Source organism: Candidatus Galacturonatibacter soehngenii (assembly GCF_008830185.1).
GTDB lineage: Bacteria > Bacillota > Clostridia > Lachnospirales > Lachnospiraceae > Lachnotalea > Lachnotalea soehngenii.
The window spans coordinates 164,748-189,156 of record NZ_WAGX01000003.1; the positions used below are offsets into that span (position 1 = coordinate 164,748).

Consider the following 24,409-nt stretch of genomic DNA (forward strand, 5'->3'; position numbering starts at 1 on the left):
AGGAGTTACAAATGAACAAGAAATTTCCAGAAAATTTTTTATGGGGAGCTTCTTCGTCAGCTTTCCAAATAGAAGGTGCTTGGGATGAAGATGGAAAGGGACAAACGGTAGCAGATTATAATTCCTTTAAACGCTCACATTTACAAGCAGACAGTAAGGTGGCTAGCGATTTTTATCACCGTTATAAAGAGGATATTGCTTTAATGAAAGAACTTGGTTTGAAAATATATAGATTCTCTATTTCATGGGCAAGAATTATACCAGATGGTGATGGCAAGATAAATAAAAAAGGACTCGAATTTTATGATGATGTAATTAATTGTCTGCTAGAGCATGATATTATACCATTTATAACGTTATATCATTTTGATTTACCTTATGCATTGGTTGAAAAATACAATGGTTGGGAGTCTAGAGAATGTGCGTTTGCATTTGAACGATATGCTAAAATCTGTTTTGAGGCATATGGAGATCGAGTAAAATATTGGCAAGTGCATAATGAACAAAATCTTATGATTCGCGTTGACGAACGTATGAACATTAATGAATCAGATGCTTGGAAAGCAGACAAAATAAGAGCGCAAATGGACTACCATATGTTCTTAGCACATGCATTGGCAGTAAAGGCTTGTCACGATTTGGTAGAGGATGGTAAAATTGGACCTGCGGTATCATCTACATGTACGTATCCGCATACCAATAAGCCAGAGGATGTTTGGGCAGCAAAGATGAATGATTGGTTTAAAACAAATTATTGTCTTGACATTCATTTTACAGGAGAATACCCTGGATATTATATGAGATATCTAAAAGAGAGAAATATCGTTCCTGTAATGGAAGAGGCAGACAAAGACATACTAAAGTCTGCTAAAATGGATTATATTGCTTTAAATTATTATAGAACTCTTAGCGCAACCTATCTTCCAGCTGATGAAAAACATCCGGTAGGAAGTCGCGCCTTTCGAGGCAATGAAGTGGATTTTGATCAATATGGTTATTTTAGAGATGAGAAAAATCCATATCTAAATGCAAGTGAATATGGTGCACAGATTGATCCTATGGGGCTTCGAATTGTTTTAAATGAATATTACCAACGCTATCGACTTCCACTTATTATAACGGAGAATGGGTTAGGATGTGCGGATGTATTAACAGAAGATAAAAAAGTGCATGATGATTATCGTATTGAATATCTAAAAGGGCATATTGAAGCATGCGCTCTTGCAATAGAGGATGGTGTTGAATTAATGGGGTATTCTCCATGGTCTGTAATGGACTTACTAAGTTCTCATCAAGGCTTTAAAAAGCGATACGGATTTATATATATCAATCGAGAGGATCATGATATAAAAGAGTTAGAAAGAATTAAGAAGGATAGCTATTACTGGTATCAAAAAGTCATTGAAACGAACGGAGAATCTTTATAAAGCATAGAAAGCTTGGGGTGTTGAAATGCGTGTTGTAAAGGTGTTAAATAATTCTTTGGTTCTAGCTTTAGATGATTCTGGCCATGAGATAATTCTCATGGGAAAGGGAATCGGATTTAATAAAGCAATCGGATATCAATTTCGTAAGGAAGAAATTGAGAAGGTCTTTGTCATGAAGGATAAAGACCTTTCAAAGAATGTGATTCGGCTAGCATCTGAAATAGACAGTACATTTTTTGAATTAGCAAAAACAATTATTGACTATGGTGTTGAGAATTATCAAATGGAGTTAATGGAACATATTTATCTTTCATTGACAGATCATTTGGCATTTGTAGTAAAACGTATAGAAAAAGGGATTGTTTTAGAAAATTTTTATTTATCAGAGATGAAAAAATTTAGTCCAAATGAATATCAGGTGGGTGTATTTGCCTTGCAATTAATTAAGGAAAGGCTTGGTCTTAAATTACCTGTAGATGAGGCAGGAAATATTGCATTTCATTTTATTAATGCACAACATAATAATCCGTATAATGCAAATAATCGCATTATTACGGAGACGGTTAAGGATATCTTGGATATCGTTAAATATAACTTTGTTTTGAATTATAATGAAGAAAGTATCTCTTATTCCAGATTTACTACCCACCTAAGACTTTTTGTGCAAAGACTGCTTACCAATTGTCAGTTACCAGAGGAGCAAAATGACTTTTTATATGAAACAATTGTTCCTAACTGTACGAAGGAACATGCTTGTGTTAAGAAAATTGAAAAATACATTTTTGAGAAGTTCAAAAATACTTTGACGTCCTCAGAGGAATTATATCTTATCATTCACATACACAGGGTGTTAGAAGAAAATAAGCAAGAAACAAAAAGAAAGTTTGAGACAGATGGGAGTTAGGTTGAAAAAATTGAATAAAGCAAAGGAGCTAAGTTTTTTGATAATGGTTGTGCTATTTTGGTTTGCACAATATGTTTACATACCATTTCAAACAACATACTTAACTTCTTTTAATATTACGAGTAATTTTGTCGGTGCTATAATTGGAGCCTACGGGATATCCCAATTAGTATTTCGTCTGCCTGTAGGAGTGCTGGCAGATAAGATAGGTATACATAAGCCCTTCATTATAATAGGATGTTTTGCTTCGGGAGGCGCATCCTTAGTTCGAATCTTTCTACCTAGTGGCAACGGCTTTTTATTTGGCAATCTGCTATCTGGTTTCGCATCTGCAATGTGGATATCCTTTATGGTTTTTTATACACAAAGTTTTATAAAAGAAGAGCAACAAGCTGCTACGTGTAGGATTGTTCTGTTTAACAATGCAGGGATTTTGATTGGATTCATCACGAGTACATTGATATATGAACTTGTTGGTATGAGAGTTATCTGTATATTAAGTTTTTTATCAGGCATGGTTGCGGGAATCCTTGGTCTACAGATAAAAGAGGAAAAAACAGATTTTCCTAGAGTACCATTAAAAAGTCTGCTCAAGGTATGTAGAGGTAAAAGAATATTAGTATTTTCACTCATTGCATTGATTCAGCAAGGAATTCAATTGACAACTACAATGTCATTTACCTCTACAATATTAAAGGAGTTAGGTGCCACCTCAATTTCAGTAGGAGTTGCTTCTATTATATATATGATTTCGTCAGTATGTTTCTCAGGATTTGCCTCCACGAAATGCTGTAGAAAGAAAGGACCAAATTTCTGGATTCCAATTGTTTTAATTAGTGTAACAATTTATTGTATTTTAGTTCCAAGATTGTCAGCTATTCCTTTGATTCTTCTTTTGCAAATATTACCAGGATTATCGACAGGTATCCTTTTTTCCTATGCAACATCAGAAGCGATGAAAGAAGTTCCACAAAATAAAAAGTCAACTGCTATGGGATTTTATCAAGCTTTTTATGCACTAGGCATGACTTTTTTTCCGATTTTAACAGGTGAAATGGTAGAGCGTTATGATATGCAGACTGGTTATCTTATGCTAGCCTTGATTGCAGTATTAGGTTGCATACTTAGTATAATCTATTATATACTTGCTGGCAGGTTCTCGATGCAAGATAATAGGCAAAAAAATTGTATTCCACATGAATAAATGAAATGCCAAGGTCTTAAATCCAATTTATGATGGATATAAGGTCTTGGCTTTTCCTTATTTGGAATCGATAGGGGAACTTTTCGTTGTCAAGAGCTAAGTTATAGAGTATAATTATTCTTAACGTTAAATCTTAGGAGGTAAAGAAATGTATTCTTTCGATGAAATAAAAAATGTGGATGCAGAAGTAGCAAATGCAATCAATGCAGAGATGGAGAGACAAAATAGCCATATTGAATTAATTGCATCAGAAAACTGGGTTAGTAAGGCAGTTATGGCGGCTATGGGAAGTCCGTTAACGAATAAATATGCAGAAGGTTATCCAGGTAAACGTTATTATGGTGGTTGTGAATGTGTAGATGAGGTTGAAAATCTTGCCATAGAAAGGGCGAAAGAATTATTTGGATGCGACTATGCCAATGTGCAGGCACATTCTGGTGCGCAAGCGAATATGGCAGTATTTTTTGCAATGTTAAAACCAGGTGATACTGTGATGGGAATGAATTTAAATCATGGTGGGCACTTGACACATGGAAGTCCAGTTAATATGTCAGGAAGCTACTATAACATTATCCCATATGGTGTAAATGATGAAGGTTTCATCGATTATGATAAATTAAGAGAGATTGCATTAGAATCAAAACCAAAAATGATTATTGCAGGAGCAAGTGCTTATGCTAGAACGATAGATTTTAAGAAATTTAGAGAAGTAGCAGATGAAGTTGGAGCTTATTTAATGGTAGATATGGCTCATATTGCTGGATTGGTAGCAGCAGGCTTACATCCAAGCCCAATTCCATATGCACATGTGGTTACGACTACAACTCACAAAACATTAAGAGGTCCAAGAGGTGGTCTGATTCTTGCCAATGAAGAAGCAGCAAAGCAGTTTAACTTTAATAAAGCAATTTTTCCAGGAATCCAGGGTGGACCACTTATGCATGTAATTGCAGCTAAAGCAGTGTGCTTTAAAGAAGCATTAGAAGATAGCTTTAAAGTATATCAGCAAGGTATTATTGATAATGCGCAAGCGTTGGCAAATGGATTGATGAAAAGAGGAATTAAAATAGTTTCTGGTGGAACAGATAATCATTTGATGCTCGTAGATTTAACAAATACACAGTTAACAGGAAAAGAAGCTGAAAAGGTACTGGATTTGGCGAACATAACTTGTAACAAGAATACAATTCCAAACGACCCACAGTCTCCATTTGTAACTAGCGGTATTCGGTTAGGAACACCTGCGGTTACTTCAAGAGGTTTAAAGACAGAGGATATGGATGTGATTGCCGAAGCGATTGCACTTATGATTGAAGATGGACAAGCTAATGCTTCAAAAGCAAAAGCGTTGATAAAAGGATTGACGGATAAATATCCTTTAGTATAATACATGACAAGTGCTCACAAACAAGTGAAGCGGCATGCCGCTTCACTTGTCATGATAATAGAAAGTTTGCATTGCGAACTTTCTGTTGTTGTTTGTACAGGCTTGATACAATGGGAAGTGGAATATGTGTGGTTTTAAAGAAAGAAACACAGTATAAGACAGGGGAATACCAATGATAACAATCAGTGTATGTATGATCGTAAAAAATGAAGAAAAGGTTTTGGAAAGATGCTTAAAGTCATTAAAGCCAATAGCAGATGAATTCATCATTATTGATACAGGATCAAGTGACAAAACAAAGCAAATAGCATTAAAATATACCGACAAGGTATATAACTATGAATGGCAGAATGATTTTTCGCATGCCAGAAATTATTCTTTTTCAAAGGCTTCAAAAGACTACATTTATACTGCAGATGCGGATGAAGTCATTGATGATACAAATATAGAACGTTTTGTTAAATTAAAGAAAGCAATGCTTCCAGAAGTTGAAATAGTACAAATGAAGTATACCAATCAACTTCAATATGGAACTACATATAACTATGAAACCGAATACAGACCCAAACTATTTAAAAGAGTAAGGGAATTTATGTGGATTAATCCAATTCATGAGACGGTGAACCTAGAACCAGTTATTTATAATAGTGATATTGAGATTATTCATATGCCTGTTATGTCACATGCGAATCGTGATTTTAAGCAGATTCAAAAGGTGATACAAAGTAATATTAGACTTTCAAAAAAATTATTTATTATGTATGCAAAGGAATTATTTATTGCAGGCGAAGATAAAGATTTTTTAGAGGCAAAGCAATATTTTCAAAATGCTATTGAAAACGAAACAAGAGGTTTGGATGAAATAAAAGCTGCACAATGTGTTCTGACCAAATGTGCCAGATTAATGAAAGACCATAATCTTTTATTAAAAAATAGCTTAAAAAACTTTGCAGACAATAAGCCAAGTGCAGAGGTTTGCTTTGAATTAGGAGAATATTTTTTTGAAGAACAAGACTATGTGGAGGCAGCAATTTGGTATTATAATGCTGCTTTTGAAACAGAGTGTGAATTAAATATCCATTATGCAGGAGACTATCCATTAAAACAGTTGGCAAATATATATCAACTTCTGGGTAACAAAGAATTAGAAGAAGAGTATAATAGGCTTTTTTCAAAATGGGAGCTTCCTAAAAGTCCAGATGCGTAAAAACCAGGGGGGAATCAGGTAAAGCAAAGGAGGAGGAGTATTGGAGACGAAACAGAAAAAAAAGCCACAAAAGAAAAATCAGACAAAGCAGCCAGTGATTCAGGTTAGAAATTTATATAAGGTTTATTCCATTGGTCAAAACAAAGTGTTTGCCCTAAACGGGGTTGATTTAAATATTTATAGAGGAGAGTTTTGTTCCATTGTTGGAACATCAGGTTCCGGTAAATCCACGCTTCTTAATATGTTAGCTGGCCTTGAAAAACCTACAAAAGGACAGGTTGTAATTGCAGGCAGACACATTGAACATCTAAATGAAAATCAGTTGGTAAAGTTTAGAAGAGAAAGAGTTGGATTTATATTTCAGTCATTTAACTTATTACCTACTATGAATGCAGAAGAAAATGTAGCCCTTCCTCTTACTTTTAGAGGAACCGATAAAAAATTCAGATTAAAAAAAGCAAATGAGATGCTTGATTTAGTTGGTCTTACGGAGCACAAAAAACATAAACCAATGCAAATGTCTGGAGGACAACAGCAAAGAGTTGGAGTAGCAAGAGCGTTGGTGGTAGAACCAGAAATTATTTTTGCAGATGAGCCTACGGGTAATCTAGATTCAAATACATCAGCAGAAGTTATGCAACTAATGAAAAAAATAGTAAGAGAGCAAAACAAAACATTAGTTATGGTAACACATGATAATCATTTAGCAAGCTTTGCAGATCGCATTTTTCATATTCGAGATGGGAAAATAGTTAAGATTGAGGAAAAAACGAAACGTTTGGAGGAACAAAAGGGATGAGAAGGTTTGGTAAAATAGTTGTAATGTTAATGTGTTGTTTATTGTTATCTCCGATAGCAGTTCATGCAACAGAATCAAATACATCTGGATCAATTGAGGAAGATATTAATAGTGGTTCTAGTACAAAAACTTCAGATGTTGACGAAGATGATACGGATGATACCAAGAAGGAATCGGAAGAAGAATCAGAAGAGGAATCAGAAGAAAATACAAAAGAAATAAATTCTAAAATTATGCTTTGCGATAATTGGGTGATTCCAACAGTAACTTATGGACAAAAAGTTAACATTGTACTTCCTATAGCTAATATGGATAAATACGATATAACTGATGTTATGATAAGTCCAGTTATATCAACTGATACAGCCACCTTTCCTTTTGAGATTGAAAAGACAGGTTATACGGTTCAATTAACAGAGCTATTAGGAACAAACTATAATAGTGATCCATTGGAGAGACGTCAAGAAGTAACCTATACGTTTAAAGCAAGAGATGATATCAGTACAGGGTATTATGAAGTTAATTTTAATGTCATATTCACAAATGCTAAGGGGGTTGAAGAAACAGCAACCATTACAACCTATGTAAAAGCAATTGGAAAAAGAGGATCGGGCAGTAATGCAAATGCTACATCTGTTCCAAGAGTAATTGTAACTGGATTTGAGACAACTCCTGCCGATGTACGAGCTGGCGAGGATTTTACCTTAACCTTGCATATTAAAAACACTTCAGATATTACCGATATATCCAATATGAAATGTGATCTAATAGCCGCAACAGATGGAACAGATGAAAATGCAGTCACAGAAGCATTTTTACCAAAACAAGGTTCTAGTACAATATTTTTAGATCATATTGGTAAGGGTAAAACGAAGGATATTTCAATTGAAATGAATGCAAAAGCAAGCCTTACTCAAAAACCTTATGTCCTTTCAGTGAAAATGGAGTATGAAGATGAACTATATAATCAGTATACTTCAGACGCAAACGTTTCAATTCCAGTATTGCAAGAAGCAAGATTTGAACTTAGTGATCCAGAGGTAATGCCTGCTAGTATAGAGGTAGGTTCGGAATCAAATGTAATGTTTAGCATCTATAACACTGGTAAGACCACTATGTATAATGTTGCTGTTAAATTTGAGGCAGATTCGGTTACAGGCGGTGACACTTACGTAGGTAAAATACAAACGGGTGAGACAGGTAATGTGGATGCTATGTTGACTGGTCAAGCAGCAACAAGCGATGATGGAACCATCAAAATTTTAATCACATATGAAGATGAGGCTGGAAATCCTACCACGGTTGAGAAAACGATGAATCTAAATGTTGCACAACAAATGGAAGTGCCAGATGATATCGGTGTGGGGTTGGAGGATGAAATGATGGAAGAATCAGATTCTTCACCACTCGTGATTATAATCATTGTAATAGTAGTGATTGCAGCTTTAGCAGGCGTTATCGTATTTTTTAAATTAAAAAAGAAGAAAAAAGAACAAATGCTTGAAAATGAATTATTAGAGGAAATTGACGAAGATTTTACTGATACTGATATTGACAGTATTTATGAACAGACAGAAACCATTGATGAAGAAGAAGACGCAGAAGAACCTCAGAAAGAGGGGGACGACAATGAGATTTCTTGATTTACTACAAATGAGCGTTACTAATTTGTGGAGAAGAAGACTTCGAACAGCTCTTACAGTTCTAGGTGTAATCATTGGTACCGCATCAATTGTTGTTATGTTGTCCCTTGGATTCGGGCTCAATAAATCAACACTGGAACAAATCAAAGCTTCTGGAGGGCTGACTACGATATATGTATCCTTTAGCGGTGAATCTTCGTCTTCCAGTCACCAATCTGTGGAGAACGGAGAAGGTTCGAGTAAAGATAAATCTAGCGATACTCTTAAGCTAGATGATGAGGCTATTGAGGAGATAGGTAAATTAGAGCATGTAGAGGTAGCATCTCCCATATTAAATGTTTCAGCAATAGCAAGACAAGGCATCTATGAAGGGAATCTTAATATAACTGCAATGTCTATCGAAGCATTAAAAAGAATGAATATACCACTTTCAGAAGGCACGTTGCCAGAGCAAGGGGATACGCTTAAGTTTATATTTGGTAATCAGGTAATAGGAGAATTTTATAATCGAAAAACGGATGAAGGCTTTTGGGATACGGGAGAATTACCAGACGTTGATTTAATAAATAAGCCTTTATTCATCATTTTTGATACAGAAGCTTATTACAATGCACAAAATGGCGAGGGGGCATCTCCTAAAAAATATATAATTAATAATAATGCAATGGTAGAGGGAGATTTGGAAGAGTATAATGAATTCTCATGGAATACGTATGCAGATATTGATGCCATAAAGACACAATTAAAAAAAGTATTTCGTGGGAAGGCGATTCCAGGACAGCCATCTACAAAAAGTGGTAAATCATTAGGAAAATTTGAATATAATCAAGCATACATTCAAGTAGATGATATGAATCATGTAATGACCGTACAAAAAACAATTAAAGAAATGGGTTTTGAAGCTACCAGTAATGCAGAGTACTTAAAGACCATGCAAAAACAGTATCAATCCATTCAAGCAGTGCTTGGAGGCATTGGGGCAGTTTCGCTTTTTGTAGCGGCCATTGGAATTGCAAACACAATGATGATGTCGATATATGAACGTACAAAAGAAATTGGAATTATTAAGGTACTTGGTTGCGGACTAGGAAATATCAGAACTATGTTTTTAACTGAAGCTGCTTTCATTGGCTTTATCGGAGGATTTTTTGGATTAATATTAAGTTATATTATATCTTTTATAATCAATCGATTTCTCTCAGGTGCCTATGGATATGGCGATATGCAAACTTTGTCTTATATACCTTTGTGGCTTCCGTTTATCGCCTTGATATTTGCAGTTTTGGTTGGTATGATAGCAGGATTCTTTCCTGCTCTTAGAGCAATGAGATTAAGTCCATTGGCAGCAATCAGAAATGAATAAAGGAGAACAACATGATAATAATAAGGAGTTTGAAAAAAATTACGCTTGTTATGACCATAAGTTTAGTAATGGCTCTTGTTACACCTGCACTCTTACCCGTGTCAACGTCTATCACGACGGTTGAGGCAGCTGTCAAGTTAAATAAAACGAATGCTACTATTTTAACAGGTAAAACACTAAAGTTAAAAGTAAAGGGGATATCTTCAAAGAAAAAGGTGACTTGGAAGTCCTCTAACAGTAAAATTGCTACAGTATCTTCTAAAGGAGTAGTGACTGGATTAAAAAGTGGAACCGTAAAAATCAGTGCTAAGGTTGGGAAAAAAACATATAAATGTAGTGTAAAAGTAAAGACCAACCAATTTAAACAAGGTGCCCCAACAATTAAAAGTTTGGAAAGTGGCTATATTCATTTTTATCCAATGAAGGTATATTATAAAAATGGAGAACTACATTATGTTGCACGTATTTATAATAGAAAACCATTTCGAATCAGTAAGATATCAAAGGTTAAGTTAGCGATAACAGTACCAGACGGTTCGGATGAAGGGCTAATGATTGCAGAAGATTCTGTTCCAAGAGAGATTGATATAGCCTTTCTTAATAAAGACTCTTCTGGTAATCCAGTAAAATTAAACCCAGGAAAATATATTACTTATGATTTCGTTTTTTCTGGAAAAGATGTTTTAGTTAAAAACTTCGATTTGACTTCTATTAAAAAAATCTATTATGTTGCACAGTATGATTTTAATTATTAATAAGAAAGGTGTGTTATACCTTACCTATTATGATTGAGATAAATTAATAAATGGAGGAAATGAGTATGAAATATGAAATAGTAGGAAGTACTATGCCAGCAGTTGAGGTAACAATGGAAGCTGGAGAGGCAATGTTTACCCAATCAGGTGGTATGGCGTGGATGACGGAAGGAATTACCATGGATACGAACCTAAGAGGGGGATTGATGAAGGGAATTGGCAGGATGTTCGCTGGTGAATCATTGTTTATGGCTACTTACACAGCCGAAAGATCAGGCGTAACAATTGCATTTGCATCTACGGTACCAGGGGAAATTGTTCCAATTGATTTAAGTCAAAGAAATGGAATTATATGCCAAAAGGGTGCATTTCTTTGTGCTCAGCCAAATGTAAACGTGGCAGTTACATTCACTAAAAAGTTATCTGCTGGATTATTTGGAGGAGAGGGATTTATTTTACAAGAGATGTCAGGTCAAGGTATTGTTTTTCTTGAAATTGATGGAGATTTAATTGAAAAGGAATTGGCACCTGGAGAAGTAATTAAAGTAGACACTGGAAATGTAGTTGCATTTGATAAATCTGTTAATTATGAGATTGAAACGGTGAAGGGAATTAAAAACATATTTCTTGGAGGTGAAGGATTGTTCTTAACAAAACTTACTGGTCCTGGAAAGGTATTGTTACAAACACAGAATTTCAATGAATTTGCTGGAAGAATATTAAAATTGATGCCATCAAAATAAATGAAAAGGAATAACTTATATAGCTACAATAAGTTATTCCTTTTTTTTAGTTTTCATCTATAACATTGCTTTGACGTTTACTGCAAATAAATCCCATAACCAAACCTGCTAATACAATGAAAATAGAGATAAATTGAGAGGTTGATAATACGCCAACATTTCCACGAATTAAATCTCCTCTATAAAATTCTATAACAAATCGCCCAATTCCATATAAAATCAGATAACCGCTTGCAACAATACCAGATTTTGGTTTTGACCTAGCAAATAAAATAAGTACAATACCAATTGCAAAATCACCCAAACTAGAGATTAATTGTGTTGGTACCAGATGTACATGATTAGGAGCGTATAACGAATTACGAAAAACAATACTAAAAGGAGAATCCGTTTCCAAACCATAGCAACAACCTGCTAAAAAACATCCAATTCGTCCAAAACCTTGCGCAATAGCAACAGCAGGCATAAGTAAATCAAAATACGTTAAAAAGTCTTTTTTCTTATATCTACAATATAAGTAAGCAGCAATGATTCCTCCAATGATACCTCCATACACGACAAAACCATCCATAATCTTAAATATATAGGTGGGATCTTCTAAAATAGCTTTCCATTCCGTTATAAAATATAGAAGCTTTGCACCTAATAAACCAAAAATAATGCAAATAAAAGCTAAATTAAAAATAAAATCCGTATCATATCCCCTTTTCTTTGCACGATAGTCAGAAATCAAAAGAGCTGCAATAAAACCGAGTCCAATAAACAAACCATAACCATGTATTGTAATGGGACCTATTTTTAATAAATCATTATACATATGTGTAATCCTTTCAAACCGATTTGCTACAGAAAATCAAAAGTAACTTAATCGATTATATTTTTCTAAGGGTGATTATAACAAATAAGACTCTATGCTTAACATAAAGTCTTAAGAAGAGCGACAGACGAGACTCGAACTCGCGACCTCCACCTTGGCAAGGTGGCGTACTACCAACTGTACTACTATCGCACGATTATATTTATAAATTCGGTACATGAATTAATATACTATAAGCTATTAATATTGTCAAGAAAAAAATAGAAATCTTTTGTATCTCTTTTTAGTATGTATAAAAAATAAAAACATTCGAGATTCTGCTTGATATTTTTAGTGTTACTAGTTAAAATAAGAATCAGATTTGACAAGAAAATAACAAAAGAATTAAGAGGTATGGAGGTAAGAAAATGATTTTTGGTGCGTTAGAAGCAGGTGGAACGAAAATGGTGTGTGCGTTAGGTAAGGAAGATGGTACAATATTAGAACAGATATCAATCCCTACAAAAACACCCGAAGAGACAATACCATTTATAATAGATTATTTTAAAGATAAGGAAATTGTATCATTGGGAGTTGGTTCCTTTGGGCCTGTTGATGTCAATAAAGATTCAGATATGTATGGCCACATTTTAGATACACCTAAGACGGCATGGAAATATTATGATTTACTTGGCAATTTAGAGAAGGAATTAAACGTTCCGATTGGACTAGACACAGATGTAAATGGTTCATGTCTTGGTGAAATTACTTTTGGCAGCTCAAAAGGATTAGATAATGTTGTTTATATTACAATAGGAACAGGCGTAGGAGTTGGGGCGGCCGTGAATGGACAATTATTGCATGGTATGCTACATCCAGAAGCAGGGCATATTTTATTAAGACAACATCCACAGGATTCGTTTGCAGGTAACTGTCCTTATCATGGGACATGTCTTGAAGGTTTAGCAGCAGGTCCAGCCATTGAAAAAAGATGGGGGAAAAAGGCAGTGGAATTGAAAGATGTCGATAAGGTATGGGAAATAGAAGCTTACTACATTGCACAAGCACTCGTTAATTATATCTTAACACTTGCACCAAGAAGGATTATCTTGGGGGGAGGTGTTATGCATCAGAAGCAATTGTTTCCATTAATTCGAAAAGAAGTGAAGGAATTGATGAATGGTTACATCAATACAAAAGAAATAAAAGATCTTGATCAATACATTGTACCAGCAAGTCTTAATGACGATCAAGGTATTATGGGATGTATTCAGCTTGCAAAACTCGCATTGCAAGGATAACATATATAAAGAATATTAGAATTACTTATAATAAAGCGATCTACATAGATAATGTATCATATGTAGATCGCTTCTTAATTATCTTTTAAACCAGTAATAAAAACTATCTGTCTTTAATAAAACACTGTCAGCTTTGGTTAAATCAAATCCTTTTTTCTTGATTTGTTTACCTGAGAATTCAATGGTTACAGATTTTTTGTTGTTATAAGAAATATTTGTTGGAAGTCCCTTTTTAATTGTACCTTCAGCAAGTGGTATATCATTATATGCAACAGGTGAAGTATACACTCGAGCAGTTAGAGACATTTTTAACTGGTCTTTCTTTTTAAGATTAGTAATTTTAGTTATTTTCTTTTTGTTACTTGACTTATTTACAAAGTCAGCTTTACAATATAATTTTCCATTCTTGTAATAAACGCTATATGGGTAAAAATCTGTAATTCCATTTTTTACATCTTTAATTTGTACTCTTTCACCTTTAAGTTCATTAGCGATAACAGAAACCTTACATTTTAAAGTTTTCTTTCCAACCTTTGCACTTATTGTAGCGGTACCTTTTCCGACAGCTGTAACCTTGCCATCTTTAACAGTTGCAACTTTACTCTTACTTGTTGACCATTTAACCTTATTCTTTCCTTTGTTTGAAACAGTAAGTTTCAAGGTTTGGCCAGTTAGTAAAGTAGCTGAATTCTTGCTAAGCTTTGCACTTGCAGCTTCAACGGTAACTACATTAGTAGATGTTGCTAGAGGTAAAACTGCTGGTACGGTTAATGCTAAGGTCATACTAAGAGCGAAAGCAGTAGCCACTTTTTTGAGTGAAAATTTAATCATAACTCAATCCCCTTTTTTAAAATTAATTGAGACATAGTCCCTTTGATTAGTCTACCATAATATTCCAGATGGGACAATAGTACTTTTATAATAGAAAAGCTTACGATTTTATATTGTAAAAGCTTACGAATTTATAAAATAGAATTAATATGTCATAAAGAGATAGAAAAAGCCATAGAATTTTGTTCTACGGCTTTTTTGTGTTTCATTATTATTGAAAATAAAATATTTTTGTATCAAATTCGATATCGTGTAGGTCGAAAGTGGATAAATCGTATCCTTTTTTCTTGATTTGATTACCCGAAAACTCAATGGTAAACGTTTTTGTTTTTTTATTTTTAATATTAGTTGGGAAGTCAGCTTTTACTTTCCCCTGAGCTAATGTAACTGTAGTCAATTTTGGATTAAAAAGAGAGGCAAGCTGATAGGCCTTTAGGGTTGTTTTTAATTTTTTTGGTGTATTTCCTCTTTGATCTCCAAAAAATTTAATGGTTGATCCCGTATAATTGATAACAGATGTCTTACAGTAAAGTTTGCCGTTTTTGTAATACACACTGGATGGAACAAAATATACTTTTCCTTGTTTGAAATAGTTAGAAAGTAGTTTTATATTCAGAGAAAAATTATTGCTTTTTACAGTGATCTTACATTTTAATTTCTTATTACCAACGGTTGCTGTAATGGTAGCCTTTCCTTTTCCCGTGGCAGTAATTGAACCATTTTTAACCGTTGCTACTTTTGGATTACTAGTACTCCATTTTACAGATTTTTTTCCTTTGTTTGATACACTTAACTTTAATGTTTGGCCTGCAAGCAGGGTAGCTGATTTTTTATTAAGCTTTGCAGATGCAGCTTCAACAGTAACAATGTTATTTACGCTTGTTAAAGGTAACGTAGATGGTATGGCTATGGCAATTGATAAACTTAATGCCATGGCAGTGATTAGTTTTTTCATTGAAATTTTAATCATAACTCAAATCCCCTTTTTTAAAATTATAATTGATAATAAAAAGCCTACCATAAATTGTTAAAAATAACAACCTTGAAGCTAATTTCAAAGGGAGTATAAAAGTTAATCGCTAGACATTTTAAAACAGGTGAATTATAATGAAAAAGATGTATTTGAAAAAGGAGGTATCGTTGTTGTGAGTCATGCAGATTATTTATTTATAAATATGTGTAAAGATATATTGGAAAACGGTGTTAGTACCGAAGGGGAAAAGGTTCGTCCAAAATGGGAGGACGGAACAAGTGCTTATACCATTAAAAGGTTTGGAGTAGTAAATCGTTACGATTTATCAAAAGAATTTCCAGCATTGACCTTAAGAAAAACGGCGATTAAAAGTTGTACCGATGAGATGCTTTGGATTTGGCAGAAAAAATCAAACAATATAAATGAATTAAATAGTCATATATGGGATAGTTGGGCAGATGAGAATGGTTCAATAGGTAAGGCATATGGTTATCAGCTTGGGGTAAAGCATCGCTATAAAGAAGGGTTAATGGATCAGGTTGACCGCGTGATTTATGATTTGAAAAATAATCCATATAGTAGGAGGATTATGACTAACATTTATGTTCATGAAGATTTACATGAAATGAATTTATATCCATGTGCCTATAGTGTTACTTTTAATACCACAAAAGAAGCAGGAAGTGATAAACTAAAACTAAATGCTGTTTTGCATCAAAGATCGCAAGATGTTTTAGCTGCAAACAATTGGAATGTATGCCAATATGCGGTTTTGTTACATATGCTTGCGCAGGTATGTGACATGCAGGTAGGAGAACTTTTACATGTTATTGCAGATGCACATATATATGACAGACATATACCAATTATTAAGGAGTTGATTTCACGTCCAGTTTATGAGGCACCAAGCTTTTGGCTCAATCCAGAAATCAAAAACTTTTATGATTTTACAGTGGAGGATGTTAGATTGGATCACTATATAACAGGTCCACAAGTAAAAAACATACCAATTGCAGTGTAAGAAAGGAGCAAAACAATGAACTTAATTGTAGCAGTGGATAAGAATTGGGCAATCGGGAACAAGCAAGAGCTCTTGGTTCGCATTCCAAATGACCATAAAATGTTTCGAGAAGAAACAACAGGAAAAGTAGTTGTACTAGGAAGAAAGACTTTGGAGACCTTTCCCAACAAGCTTCCTTTAAAAAATCGAACGAATATAATATTATCGACAAATAAAGAATATAAAGTAAAGGATGCAATTGTAGTGCATTCAATTGAAGAGCTACTTGTACAATTAGAACAGTACAATACAAAAGATGTCTATATCATTGGAGGGGGAAGTATTTATAAAGAGCTTCTTCCTTACTGTGACGTAGCGCACGTGACAAAGATTGAACATGCATATGAGGCAGATGCATATTTTCCTAATTTAGATGAAGATAAAGAATGGGAAATCACAGCGGAAAGTGAAGAACTAACATATTTTGATTTGGAATATAGATTTGTGAAATATGAAAGAAAAAGATAATTGAAACAATGATTGACATCATAAAGAAAAAGTATAATAATTAAATATATATTTTTGGAAAAAGCTTAATTTAGTGGCTTTACAGTTTAGATAACGGAAGGAAGTAACATCATGTTGGATATCAAATTTGAAAAAACAAAAAATCCGAAGCCAATTCCAGATGAAAATAATCCATTGGCATTTGGAACAATATTTACTGACCATATGTTCATTATGGATTATGAAACGAAAAAAGGCTGGCATAATGCAAGGGTAACTGAATATGCACCTCTTACACTTGATCCATCTGCAATGGTATTTCATTATGGGCAGGAAATGTTTGAAGGGTTAAAGGCATATAAAGCAGAGGATGGCAAGATACTATTGTTTCGCCCTGACAAAAATATTGAAAGAGCCAATAACACAAATAAAAGAATTTGCATACCACAGATTCCGAAAGAGGATTTTTTGCAGGCTATTAAAGCCGTTGTTGCTGCTGATAAAGGCTGGATTCCAACAAAACCAGGAACCTCTCTTTATATTAGACCGTTTGTGATTGCAACAGATCCTTATCTTGGAGTAAGGCCATCGGATACTTATAAATTTATTATTATTTTATCACCAGTTGGTCCATATTATCCAGAAGGGCTAAACCCTGTTAAAATTTGGATTGAAGACGAATATGTAAGAGCGGTGAAGGGCGGAATTGGAGAGGCAAAAACAGGTGGCAATTATGTAGCAAGCCTCGCATCTCAGGTTAAGGCTCACGACGCAGGGTATTCACAAGTACTTTGGTTAGATGGAGTGGAGCGTAAGTACATTGAAGAAGTTGGAGCAATGAATATATTCTTTAAAATAGATGGAACTGTTGTAACCCCAATGTTAAATGGAAGCATCTTGCCAGGTGTTACAAGAGATTCTTGTATTGCTCTTTGTAAGAACTGGGGATTACCAGTAGAAGAGCGAAAAATTTCGATTGACGAAATCTATGAAGCAGCCCAAAAAGGTACACTAGAAGAAGTATGGGGAACTGGAACGGCAGCAGTAATTTCACCAGTAGGACAACTTAGATGGAAAGATCATATCATGCAGATTAATGATGGCGGTATCGGAGAATTAAGTCAGAAATTATATGATACTGTAACGGGTATTCAACTTGGTAAAATTAAAGATTCACTAAACTGGATTGAAGAAGTAGAATAGATTAAAAAGTTCGTAATAGGGGTTTATTACCTTTCTATTACGAACTTTTTTAATCTTAAAGAATTCGTAATAGAATCCTAGTTTGCTTTTAAAATATTTTTCACAAATCTATGCTAAACTTCTAGAGATGTGAAAAATTGTTTTAGTAGGTTAGAGGTGTTATTATGAAAAAAAATGAATTTGGAGAAGTTGAAAATCCAAAGAACAAGGTAAATGTATTAATTCTAGTGATTGCGATTTTTGCAGTTATTATTACAGGTGTTATTTATGCCATTAAGTTAAATGAACAGTCAGAAAAAATGAGCGCTGTGAATAAAACTGAAATTGAGTATTATCAAAATCAGCAAGGTTACATATAATAGTACTAAATATCATCTTGACAATGGAGAAACCATGCTTTCGAAATCTTTAAAAATTGCACAAGATAACGCTGTGGATCAAGGAACATTACGAGTTGATGTAACGACCCAGAACAGTTTAAGACCAATTAGAGATGCGCGCATTAAGATATCCTATACGGGCGGACCGGGTGATACAATCGAAGAGCTAACAACAAATGAATCGGGTCAAAGTGAAACAATTACATTAGGAACTCCTCCGCTTGAATATAGCCTTGCTCCATCAGAGGTTCAGCCGTATTCAGAATATACACTACAGGTAGAGGCAGAAGGGTTTGAACCGATTGTAGTATCTGGTTCACAAATTCTTCCAGCTGTGCATGCAGTGCAAGAAATTAAATTAAAGCCATTGGAACCGAATATGGTTGAAGATAATGTGGTAATTCCAGCACATACTCTATATGCAGAATATCCGCCCAAAATTGCAGAGGCAGAAATCAAACCAGTTAGTGAAAGCGGAGAGATTGTATTAAGTAGAGTTGTAGTCCCCGAATTTATTGTAGTTCATGACGGAGTACCGACTGATACGACAGCTCAAAATTACTACGTAAGATATAAGGATTACATTAAAAATGTTGCTAGTAGTGAAATCTATGCAACATGGCCAACCGCCACTATTCAGGCAAATGTTTTGGCAATTATGTCTTTTACATTAAATCGTGTTTTTACCGAATGGTATCGAAACAAAGGTTTTAATTTTACAATAACTTCTTCCACCGCCTTCGATCATAAATGGATGTATGGAAGAAACATATTTACGGAAATATCAACCATAGTAGACAGTTTGTTTACCAGCTACTTATCAAGGCCAAATGTTAAACAGCCGATTCTAACTCAATATTGTGACGGAAATCGTGTTACGTGTCCTAGATGGCTTTCGCAATGGGGATCTAAGACATTAGGTGACCAAGGATATACCCCGATTGAGATACTACGCTATTATTATGGTGATAATATGTTTATTAACAATGCAGAAGAAGTATCAGGTGTTCCAGCTTCTTGGCCAGGATCTAATCTACAAGTAGGCTCCAGTGGTGAAAGTGTCAGACAAATGCAAGAGCAGCTCAATACCATATCTAATAATTACCCAGCGATTCCCAAAGTAGCGGTGGATGGAATTTTTGGACCAGGAACAGAGGCGGCAGTTAAGACCTTCCAGTCAGTATTTGATCTTCCAGCCAATGGCGTTGTAGATTATCCAACCTGGTATAAGATATCTGAAATCTATGTAGGTGTTTCAAGAATTGCAGAACTAGTATAAATGGTATAAAATTGCATTCTAAAACTGGCAAAAACAAATAATATAAGGATTCTTTTAGTGCGTTTTGTAGAGAAAATACTTTTTTACAAAGCGTACTAAAATAAAATATAAATATTTTCAAAAAAAGGTTGAAAAATGTTTCTTAATGTGTTAAACTTTTAAAAATTTGAGCTTTTGCAAACTAGAAAAGTTCAGCAAAATCAAGAATTGGCGTTATTTAATCAGTGATAACGCTACTAAGGTGTAATCCCTTGCATTATCAGTGAATCATAGCGTAATTGCATTGGTTTGCCATAAGAAAGTAATAGTATAAACAGCGTAAATATAAAAAAGAAATGCGTAAAGTAATACGGTATTTTTTTTTTGTATAAATGCATAATATGCAGTAAAATGTATAAATATGCTCGCAAAAAGAAAGGAATAAGGTGGCATAAATGAAAGCTTTTCTAATACTAGAAGACAAAACCGTGTTTGAGGGACAGTCTATTGGGGCTACAAAAGAGGTAATTAGTGAGATTGTTTTCAACACATCTATGACAGGATATTTAGAAGTGTTAACAGACCCATCCTACGCAGGACAAGCAGTGGTTATGACGTATCCTTTGATTGGAAATTATGGAATTTGTCGTGAGGATATGGAGTCCAAAAAGGCTTGGCCAGATGGATATATTGTTAGAGAGCTATCCAGATTACCAAGTAATTTTAGAAGTGAAGATAGTATCCAAAATTTCTTGATGGAACAAGATATTCCAGGGATTGCAGGGATAGATACAAGAGCCCTTACTAAAATTCTTCGTGAAAAGGGTACGATGAATGGCTGCATTACCACCAATGAAAACTATGACATCGATAGCATAGTAAAAAAATTAAAAGAATATAAAACTGGAAAAGTAGTTGAAAAGGTTAGTTGTGAAGAAACATATATATTACCTGGTAAAGGTAAAAAAATAGCCTTACTTGATTTAGGGGCGAAAAATAATATTGCCAAATCTTTAAATAGCAGAGGATGTGAAGTTACAGTATATCCTGCACTTACGAAAGCCTCTGAAATTATCAAAGCAAATCCAGACGGTATTATGCTTTCTAATGGACCAGGGGATCCTAAGGACTGTGAAAGTATCATAAATGAAATCAAAGAATTATATCACACAGATATTCCAATTTTTGCAATCTGTTTAGGACATCAGCTCATGGCTCTTGCAACAGGCGGCGACACACATAAAATGAAATATGGACATAGAGGTGGGAATCATCCAGTGAAAGACTTAAGTACTGGAAGAGTTTATATTTCGTCACAAAATCATGGATATGTAGTAGATGTAGATAAGATGCCAGAAGGTGTGGCAAATGTAAGTTTTATCAATGTAAATGACGAGACAGTAGAAGGGCTTGATTATATTAATAAAAATATTTTTACAGTACAGTTTCATCCAGAAGCATGCCCTGGTCCACAGGATTCTTCGTTTTTGTTTGATAAGTTTATAAAGATGATGGAGGGAAAGAAAGATGCCTAAGAATCTAGAAATTAAGAAAGTACTAGTAATCGGTTCAGGACCAATTATCATCGGTCAGGCGGCAGAATTTGATTATGCCGGGACGCAGGCATGTCGTTCTTTGAGAGAAGAAGGCGTTAGTGTAATATTAGTAAATTCAAATCCTGCTACTATCATGACGGATAAAGACATTGCAGATATGGTTTATATTGAACCATTAACAGTAGAGGTAGTGGAAAGTATTATTTTAAAGGAAAAGCCAGATAGTGTACTTCCAACGCTTGGAGGACAAGCAGCTCTTAATCTCGCTATGGAACTTGCTGAGTCAGGTTTTTTACAAAAGCATAACGTAAAACTAATAGGAACAACTCCAGAAACTATAAAAAAAGCAGAAGATAGAGAAGAGTTTAAAGATACCATGGAAAAGATTGGAGAGCCTTGTGCCGCTTCTATGGTTGTAAATAATGTAGAAGATGGAATTGCTTTTACGAATACAATTGGATACCCGATTGTACTTCGTCCAGCCTATACTCTAGGTGGAAGCGGTGGAGGAATCGCTCATAACGAAGAAGAATTGGTAGATATTTTGTCCAATGGTCTTCGTTTAAGCCGTGTAGGACAGGTTTTAGTGGAGCGCTGTATCTCTGGCTGGAAGGAAATCGAATACGAAGTAATGCGCGATAGTATGGGCAATTGCATTACGGTTTGTAATATGGAAAATATTGATCCTGTAGGCGTTCATACGGGCGACAGTATTGTTGTAGCACCTTCTCAAACATTAGGTGATAAAGAATATCAGATGCTTCGTACATCCGCACTTAATATTATCAATGAATTAAAGATTACTGGAGGTTGTAATGTACAATACGCTCTTCATCCAGATACTTTTGAATACTGTGTTATCGAGGTTAACCCTCGTGTAAGTCGTTCCTCTGCGCTTGCATCCAAGGCAACTGGATATCCAATTGCTAAGGTTGCTGCAAAAATAGCACTGGGCTATACGCTCGATGAGATTAAGAATGCGATTACAGGAAAAACATATGCAAGCTTTGAGCCTACGCTTGATTATTGTGTTGTTAAAATCCCAAGACTTCCATTTGACAAGTTCATTCATGCAAAGAGAACGTTAACGACGCAGATGAAGGCAACTGGAGAAGTTATGAGTATTTGTAATAACTTTGAAGGTGCGCTAATGAAAGCGATTCGTTCACTCGAACAGCATGTAGATAGCCTAATCATAGACGAATATAAAGAGTTATCAAATGATAAAATTGAAGAGATGCTAGCAGTTGTTGACGATAGAAGAATTTTTGTCATTGCAGAAGCGATTAGACGTGGATTTAGCTATGAACAAATACATGAGATTACAAAGTTTGATAACTGGTTCATTGATAAAATAGCCATTCTTGTTGAAATGGAGCAAAAGCTTCAACAAGAAGAACTTACGGTTGAAACCTTAAAAGAAGCAAAACGCTTAGAGTTTCCTGATACCGTAATTGCCAAGTTAACAGGAATTGAAGCTGCAAAAATCAAAGAAATGAGATACACAAACAACATTGAAGCCGCATTTAAAATGGTTGATACCTGTGCAGCAGAATTTGAAGCGAGCACACCTTATTATTATTCGGTATTTGGAAGCGAAAACGAAGTGGCAGAAGATAAGGAAAAGAAGAAAAAGGTACTGGTACTTGGCTCTGGACCAATTCGAATTGGCCAAGGAATTGAGTTTGACTTTTGTTCCGTTCATTGTACCTGGGCGTTTAAAGAGGAAGGTTATGAAACAATCATTGTAAATAATAACCCAGAGACGGTAAGTACAGACTTTGACATTGCGGATAAATTATACTTTGAGCCTCTAACACCAGAAGATGTAGAAAATATTGTTCGCTTGGAAAAACCAGACGGTGCAGTGGTTCAGTTTGGTGGGCAGACAGCCATTAAATTAACAGAAGCTCTTATGAAAATGGGAGTACCAATCCTTGGAACATCAGCAGAGGACGTAGATGCTGCAGAAGACAGAGAATTGTTTGATAAAATACTAGAAGAATGCCATATTCCAAGACCAGCAGGAAAGACGGTATTTACAATTGATGAAGCACTTAAGGCGGCTCATGAACTTGGATACCCAGTGTTAATTCGACCTTCCTATGTATTAGGCGGGCAGGGAATGCAGATTGCAATTAACGACGAGGATATCAAGGAATTCATGGCAATCGTTAATCGTACCGTTCAAGAACATCCAGTTTTGGTAGACAAATATTTGGTTGGTAAGGAAATTGAAGTAGATGCGGTTTGTGATGGAGAAGACATTATTATTCCAGGTATCATGGAGCATATTGAAAGAGCTGGTATTCACTCAGGAGATAGTATTTCTGTATACCCAGCACAGAGTCTAAGTCCTAAGATTAAAAAAGTAATCGAGGAATATACAAGACGTTTAGCAAAATCATTACATGTACGTGGTCTGATTAATATACAGTTTATTGTAAGCAATGATGAAGTTTATGTAATCGAAGTGAATCCACGTTCTAGCCGTACGGTTCCTTATATTAGCAAAGTAACGGGAATTCCAATTGTTAAGCTTGCAACAAAAGTAATTGTTGGTAATACAATCAAAAGTTTAGGCTATCAGTCGGGATTACAGCCAGAAGCAGAGTATTTTGCAATCAAAATGCCGGTATTTTCTTTTGAAAAAATTAGAGGAGCGGAAATCAGTCTTGGACCAGAAATGAAATCTACAGGTGAAGTGCTAGGCATCGCAAAAACCTTCCACGAAGCTTTATACAAAGCGTTTATTGGAGCTGGAATTATACTGCCAAAGCATAAGCAAATTATTCTTACGGTAAAAGACTCCGATAAGATTGAAGCAATTGAAGTGGGACGTCGTTTTGAAGCATTAGGTTATAAAATATTTGCAACAAGAAGTACGTGCCAAATCTTAAATGAAAACGGTATTCGTGCAATCAAAATCAATAAGATAGAGCAAGAATCACCAAATCTTCTTGATTTGATATTAGAGCATAAGATTGACCTTGTAATCGATACTCCATCTCAAGGAGCTGCAAAGAGTAACGATGGATTCTTAATACGAAGAAATGCAATTGAAACAGGCGTACATTGTCTGACTTCTCTTGATACTGCCAATGCTCTTTTAACAAGCTTAGAACATGCCAATGATCAAGAATTAACATTAATTGATATTGCCACAATTTAA

The 24,409-nt window shown here is 34.8% G+C and carries 21 protein-coding genes and 1 tRNA gene; 18 read left to right on the forward strand and 4 right to left on the reverse strand.

Annotated features, from left to right (window positions below; genetic code table 11):
- Window positions 1-11 precede the first annotated feature (11 nt).
- From F7O84_RS01530 to F7O84_RS01575, 10 genes are all read left to right on the forward strand, one after another.
- The gene (locus F7O84_RS01530) at window positions 12-1,427 is read left to right on the forward strand and encodes a glycoside hydrolase family 1 protein (protein WP_151141079.1); all 1,416 of its coding nucleotides are present in this window, start codon (window positions 12-14) and stop codon (window positions 1,425-1,427) included.
- Window positions 1,428-1,452: 25 nt separating this feature from the next.
- The gene (locus F7O84_RS01535) at window positions 1,453-2,331 is read left to right on the forward strand and encodes a PRD domain-containing protein (protein WP_151141081.1); all 879 of its coding nucleotides are present in this window, start codon (window positions 1,453-1,455) and stop codon (window positions 2,329-2,331) included.
- Between the two features lies 1 nt (window position 2,332).
- Window positions 2,333-3,535 (forward strand): MFS transporter, encoded by a 1,203-nt coding sequence (locus tag F7O84_RS01540; protein ID WP_243140781.1) that lies wholly within the window; start codon window positions 2,333-2,335, stop codon window positions 3,533-3,535.
- Between the two features lie 148 nt (window positions 3,536-3,683).
- Window positions 3,684-4,922 carry a serine hydroxymethyltransferase gene (gene glyA / locus F7O84_RS01545; protein WP_151141085.1) on the forward strand — a complete coding sequence of 413 codons (1,239 nt, stop codon included), beginning with the start codon at window positions 3,684-3,686 and terminating at the stop codon, window positions 4,920-4,922.
- A gap of 172 nt (window positions 4,923-5,094) precedes the next feature.
- A complete protein-coding gene (locus tag F7O84_RS01550; protein ID WP_151141087.1) occupies window positions 5,095-6,129 on the forward strand; it encodes a glycosyltransferase family 2 protein in 1,035 nt (344 codons plus the stop codon).
- 40 nt (window positions 6,130-6,169) lie between these two features.
- Window positions 6,170-6,928 carry an ABC transporter ATP-binding protein gene (locus F7O84_RS01555; RefSeq protein ID WP_151141089.1) on the forward strand — a complete coding sequence of 253 codons (759 nt, stop codon included), beginning with the start codon at window positions 6,170-6,172 and terminating at the stop codon, window positions 6,926-6,928.
- Window positions 6,925-8,571, forward strand: a complete 1,647-nt coding sequence (locus F7O84_RS01560) for a COG1361 S-layer family protein (protein ID WP_151141091.1) — start codon at window positions 6,925-6,927, stop codon at window positions 8,569-8,571. The genes F7O84_RS01555 and F7O84_RS01560 overlap by 4 nt, the downstream gene beginning before the upstream one ends.
- Entirely contained in the window at window positions 8,558-9,934 is a 1,377-nt protein-coding gene (locus tag F7O84_RS01565) for an ABC transporter permease (RefSeq protein ID WP_151141093.1), read from the forward strand. Before F7O84_RS01560 ends, F7O84_RS01565 begins: the two co-directional genes overlap by 14 nt.
- Window positions 9,935-9,945: 11 nt before the next feature.
- Window positions 9,946-10,689, forward strand: a complete 744-nt coding sequence (locus F7O84_RS01570; RefSeq protein ID WP_151141095.1) for an Ig-like domain-containing protein — start codon at window positions 9,946-9,948, stop codon at window positions 10,687-10,689.
- A 65-nt stretch (window positions 10,690-10,754) separates the two neighbouring features.
- Window positions 10,755-11,432 carry a TIGR00266 family protein gene (locus F7O84_RS01575; protein WP_151141097.1) on the forward strand — a complete coding sequence of 226 codons (678 nt, stop codon included), beginning with the start codon at window positions 10,755-10,757 and terminating at the stop codon, window positions 11,430-11,432.
- 46 nt (window positions 11,433-11,478) lie between these two features.
- Here F7O84_RS01575 and F7O84_RS01580 read toward each other — a convergent pair whose 3' ends face one another.
- Window positions 11,479-12,249, reverse strand: a complete 771-nt coding sequence (locus F7O84_RS01580) for a prolipoprotein diacylglyceryl transferase (protein WP_151141099.1) — start codon at window positions 12,247-12,249, stop codon at window positions 11,479-11,481.
- 119 nt (window positions 12,250-12,368) lie between these two features.
- Window positions 12,369-12,441 (reverse strand) — tRNA-Gly (locus F7O84_RS01585).
- Between the two features lie 215 nt (window positions 12,442-12,656).
- Between F7O84_RS01585 and F7O84_RS01590 the strand changes: the two genes are divergently transcribed.
- Window positions 12,657-13,529, forward strand: coding sequence for an ROK family protein (locus tag F7O84_RS01590; protein ID WP_151141101.1), 873 nt, complete (start codon window positions 12,657-12,659; stop codon window positions 13,527-13,529).
- Window positions 13,530-13,607: 78 nt separating this feature from the next.
- Here F7O84_RS01590 and F7O84_RS01595 read toward each other — a convergent pair whose 3' ends face one another.
- Both F7O84_RS01595 and F7O84_RS01600 read right to left on the reverse strand, forming a co-directional pair.
- On the reverse strand, window positions 13,608-14,360 hold the full coding sequence (locus tag F7O84_RS01595) for an Ig-like domain-containing protein (RefSeq protein WP_151141103.1): 753 nt from the start codon (window positions 14,358-14,360) through the stop codon (window positions 13,608-13,610).
- Between the two features lie 211 nt (window positions 14,361-14,571).
- Window positions 14,572-15,330 carry an Ig-like domain-containing protein gene (locus F7O84_RS01600; protein ID WP_151141105.1) on the reverse strand — a complete coding sequence of 253 codons (759 nt, stop codon included), beginning with the start codon at window positions 15,328-15,330 and terminating at the stop codon, window positions 14,572-14,574.
- Between the two features lie 175 nt (window positions 15,331-15,505).
- Between F7O84_RS01600 and thyA the strand changes: the two genes are divergently transcribed.
- The 7 genes from thyA (at window position 15,506) to carB (ending at window position 24,409) form a co-directional block, all read left to right on the forward strand.
- On the forward strand, window positions 15,506-16,354 hold the full coding sequence (gene thyA / locus F7O84_RS01605) for a thymidylate synthase (RefSeq protein WP_151141603.1): 849 nt from the start codon (window positions 15,506-15,508) through the stop codon (window positions 16,352-16,354).
- Between the two features lie 15 nt (window positions 16,355-16,369).
- Entirely contained in the window at window positions 16,370-16,861 is a 492-nt protein-coding gene (locus F7O84_RS01610) for a dihydrofolate reductase (RefSeq protein WP_151141107.1), read from the forward strand.
- Between the two features lie 111 nt (window positions 16,862-16,972).
- Window positions 16,973-18,043 (forward strand): branched-chain amino acid aminotransferase, encoded by a 1,071-nt coding sequence (locus tag F7O84_RS01615; protein WP_151141109.1) that lies wholly within the window; start codon window positions 16,973-16,975, stop codon window positions 18,041-18,043.
- Window positions 18,044-18,207: 164 nt separating this feature from the next.
- The gene (locus F7O84_RS01620; RefSeq protein ID WP_151141111.1) at window positions 18,208-18,402 is read left to right on the forward strand and encodes a hypothetical protein; all 195 of its coding nucleotides are present in this window, start codon (window positions 18,208-18,210) and stop codon (window positions 18,400-18,402) included.
- Between the two features lie 34 nt (window positions 18,403-18,436).
- Window positions 18,437-19,702 (forward strand): peptidoglycan-binding domain-containing protein, encoded by a 1,266-nt coding sequence (locus F7O84_RS01625; RefSeq protein WP_151141113.1) that lies wholly within the window; start codon window positions 18,437-18,439, stop codon window positions 19,700-19,702.
- Between the two features lie 434 nt (window positions 19,703-20,136).
- The gene (locus F7O84_RS01630; protein WP_151141115.1) at window positions 20,137-21,216 is read left to right on the forward strand and encodes a carbamoyl phosphate synthase small subunit; all 1,080 of its coding nucleotides are present in this window, start codon (window positions 20,137-20,139) and stop codon (window positions 21,214-21,216) included.
- Complete coding sequence (carB, locus tag F7O84_RS01635) at window positions 21,209-24,409, forward strand: carbamoyl-phosphate synthase large subunit (protein WP_151141117.1); 3,201 nt, start codon at window positions 21,209-21,211, stop codon at window positions 24,407-24,409. Before F7O84_RS01630 ends, carB begins: the two co-directional genes overlap by 8 nt.

Bases quoted from the DNA above. Each gene is read 5' to 3' on its own strand.
- F7O84_RS01560 (WP_151141091.1), top strand. From the start codon at position 6,925: ATGAGAAGGTTTGGTAAAATAGTTGTAATGTTAATGTGTTGTTTATTG.
- F7O84_RS01615 (WP_151141109.1), top strand. From the start codon at position 16,973: ATGTTGGATATCAAATTTGAAAAAACAAAAAATCCGAAGCCAATTCCA.
- F7O84_RS01580 (WP_151141099.1), bottom strand. From the start codon at position 12,249: ATGTATAATGATTTATTAAAAATAGGTCCCATTACAATACATGGTTAT.
- F7O84_RS01570 (WP_151141095.1), top strand. From the start codon at position 9,946: ATGATAATAATAAGGAGTTTGAAAAAAATTACGCTTGTTATGACCATA.
- F7O84_RS01530 (WP_151141079.1), top strand. From the start codon at position 12: ATGAACAAGAAATTTCCAGAAAATTTTTTATGGGGAGCTTCTTCGTCA.
- F7O84_RS01610 (WP_151141107.1), top strand. From the start codon at position 16,370: ATGAACTTAATTGTAGCAGTGGATAAGAATTGGGCAATCGGGAACAAG.
- F7O84_RS01600 (WP_151141105.1), bottom strand. From the start codon at position 15,330: ATGATTAAAATTTCAATGAAAAAACTAATCACTGCCATGGCATTAAGT.
- F7O84_RS01625 (WP_151141113.1), top strand. From the start codon at position 18,437: ATGCTTTCGAAATCTTTAAAAATTGCACAAGATAACGCTGTGGATCAA.
- F7O84_RS01565 (WP_151141093.1), top strand. From the start codon at position 8,558: ATGAGATTTCTTGATTTACTACAAATGAGCGTTACTAATTTGTGGAGA.
- F7O84_RS01535 (WP_151141081.1), top strand. From the start codon at position 1,453: ATGCGTGTTGTAAAGGTGTTAAATAATTCTTTGGTTCTAGCTTTAGAT.
- F7O84_RS01595 (WP_151141103.1), bottom strand. From the start codon at position 14,360: ATGATTAAATTTTCACTCAAAAAAGTGGCTACTGCTTTCGCTCTTAGT.
- glyA (WP_151141085.1), top strand. From the start codon at position 3,684: ATGTATTCTTTCGATGAAATAAAAAATGTGGATGCAGAAGTAGCAAAT.
- carB (WP_151141117.1), top strand. From the start codon at position 21,209: ATGCCTAAGAATCTAGAAATTAAGAAAGTACTAGTAATCGGTTCAGGA.
- F7O84_RS01590 (WP_151141101.1), top strand. From the start codon at position 12,657: ATGATTTTTGGTGCGTTAGAAGCAGGTGGAACGAAAATGGTGTGTGCG.
- F7O84_RS01575 (WP_151141097.1), top strand. From the start codon at position 10,755: ATGAAATATGAAATAGTAGGAAGTACTATGCCAGCAGTTGAGGTAACA.
- F7O84_RS01630 (WP_151141115.1), top strand. From the start codon at position 20,137: ATGAAAGCTTTTCTAATACTAGAAGACAAAACCGTGTTTGAGGGACAG.
- F7O84_RS01620 (WP_151141111.1), top strand. From the start codon at position 18,208: ATGAAAAAAAATGAATTTGGAGAAGTTGAAAATCCAAAGAACAAGGTA.
- F7O84_RS01550 (WP_151141087.1), top strand. From the start codon at position 5,095: ATGATAACAATCAGTGTATGTATGATCGTAAAAAATGAAGAAAAGGTT.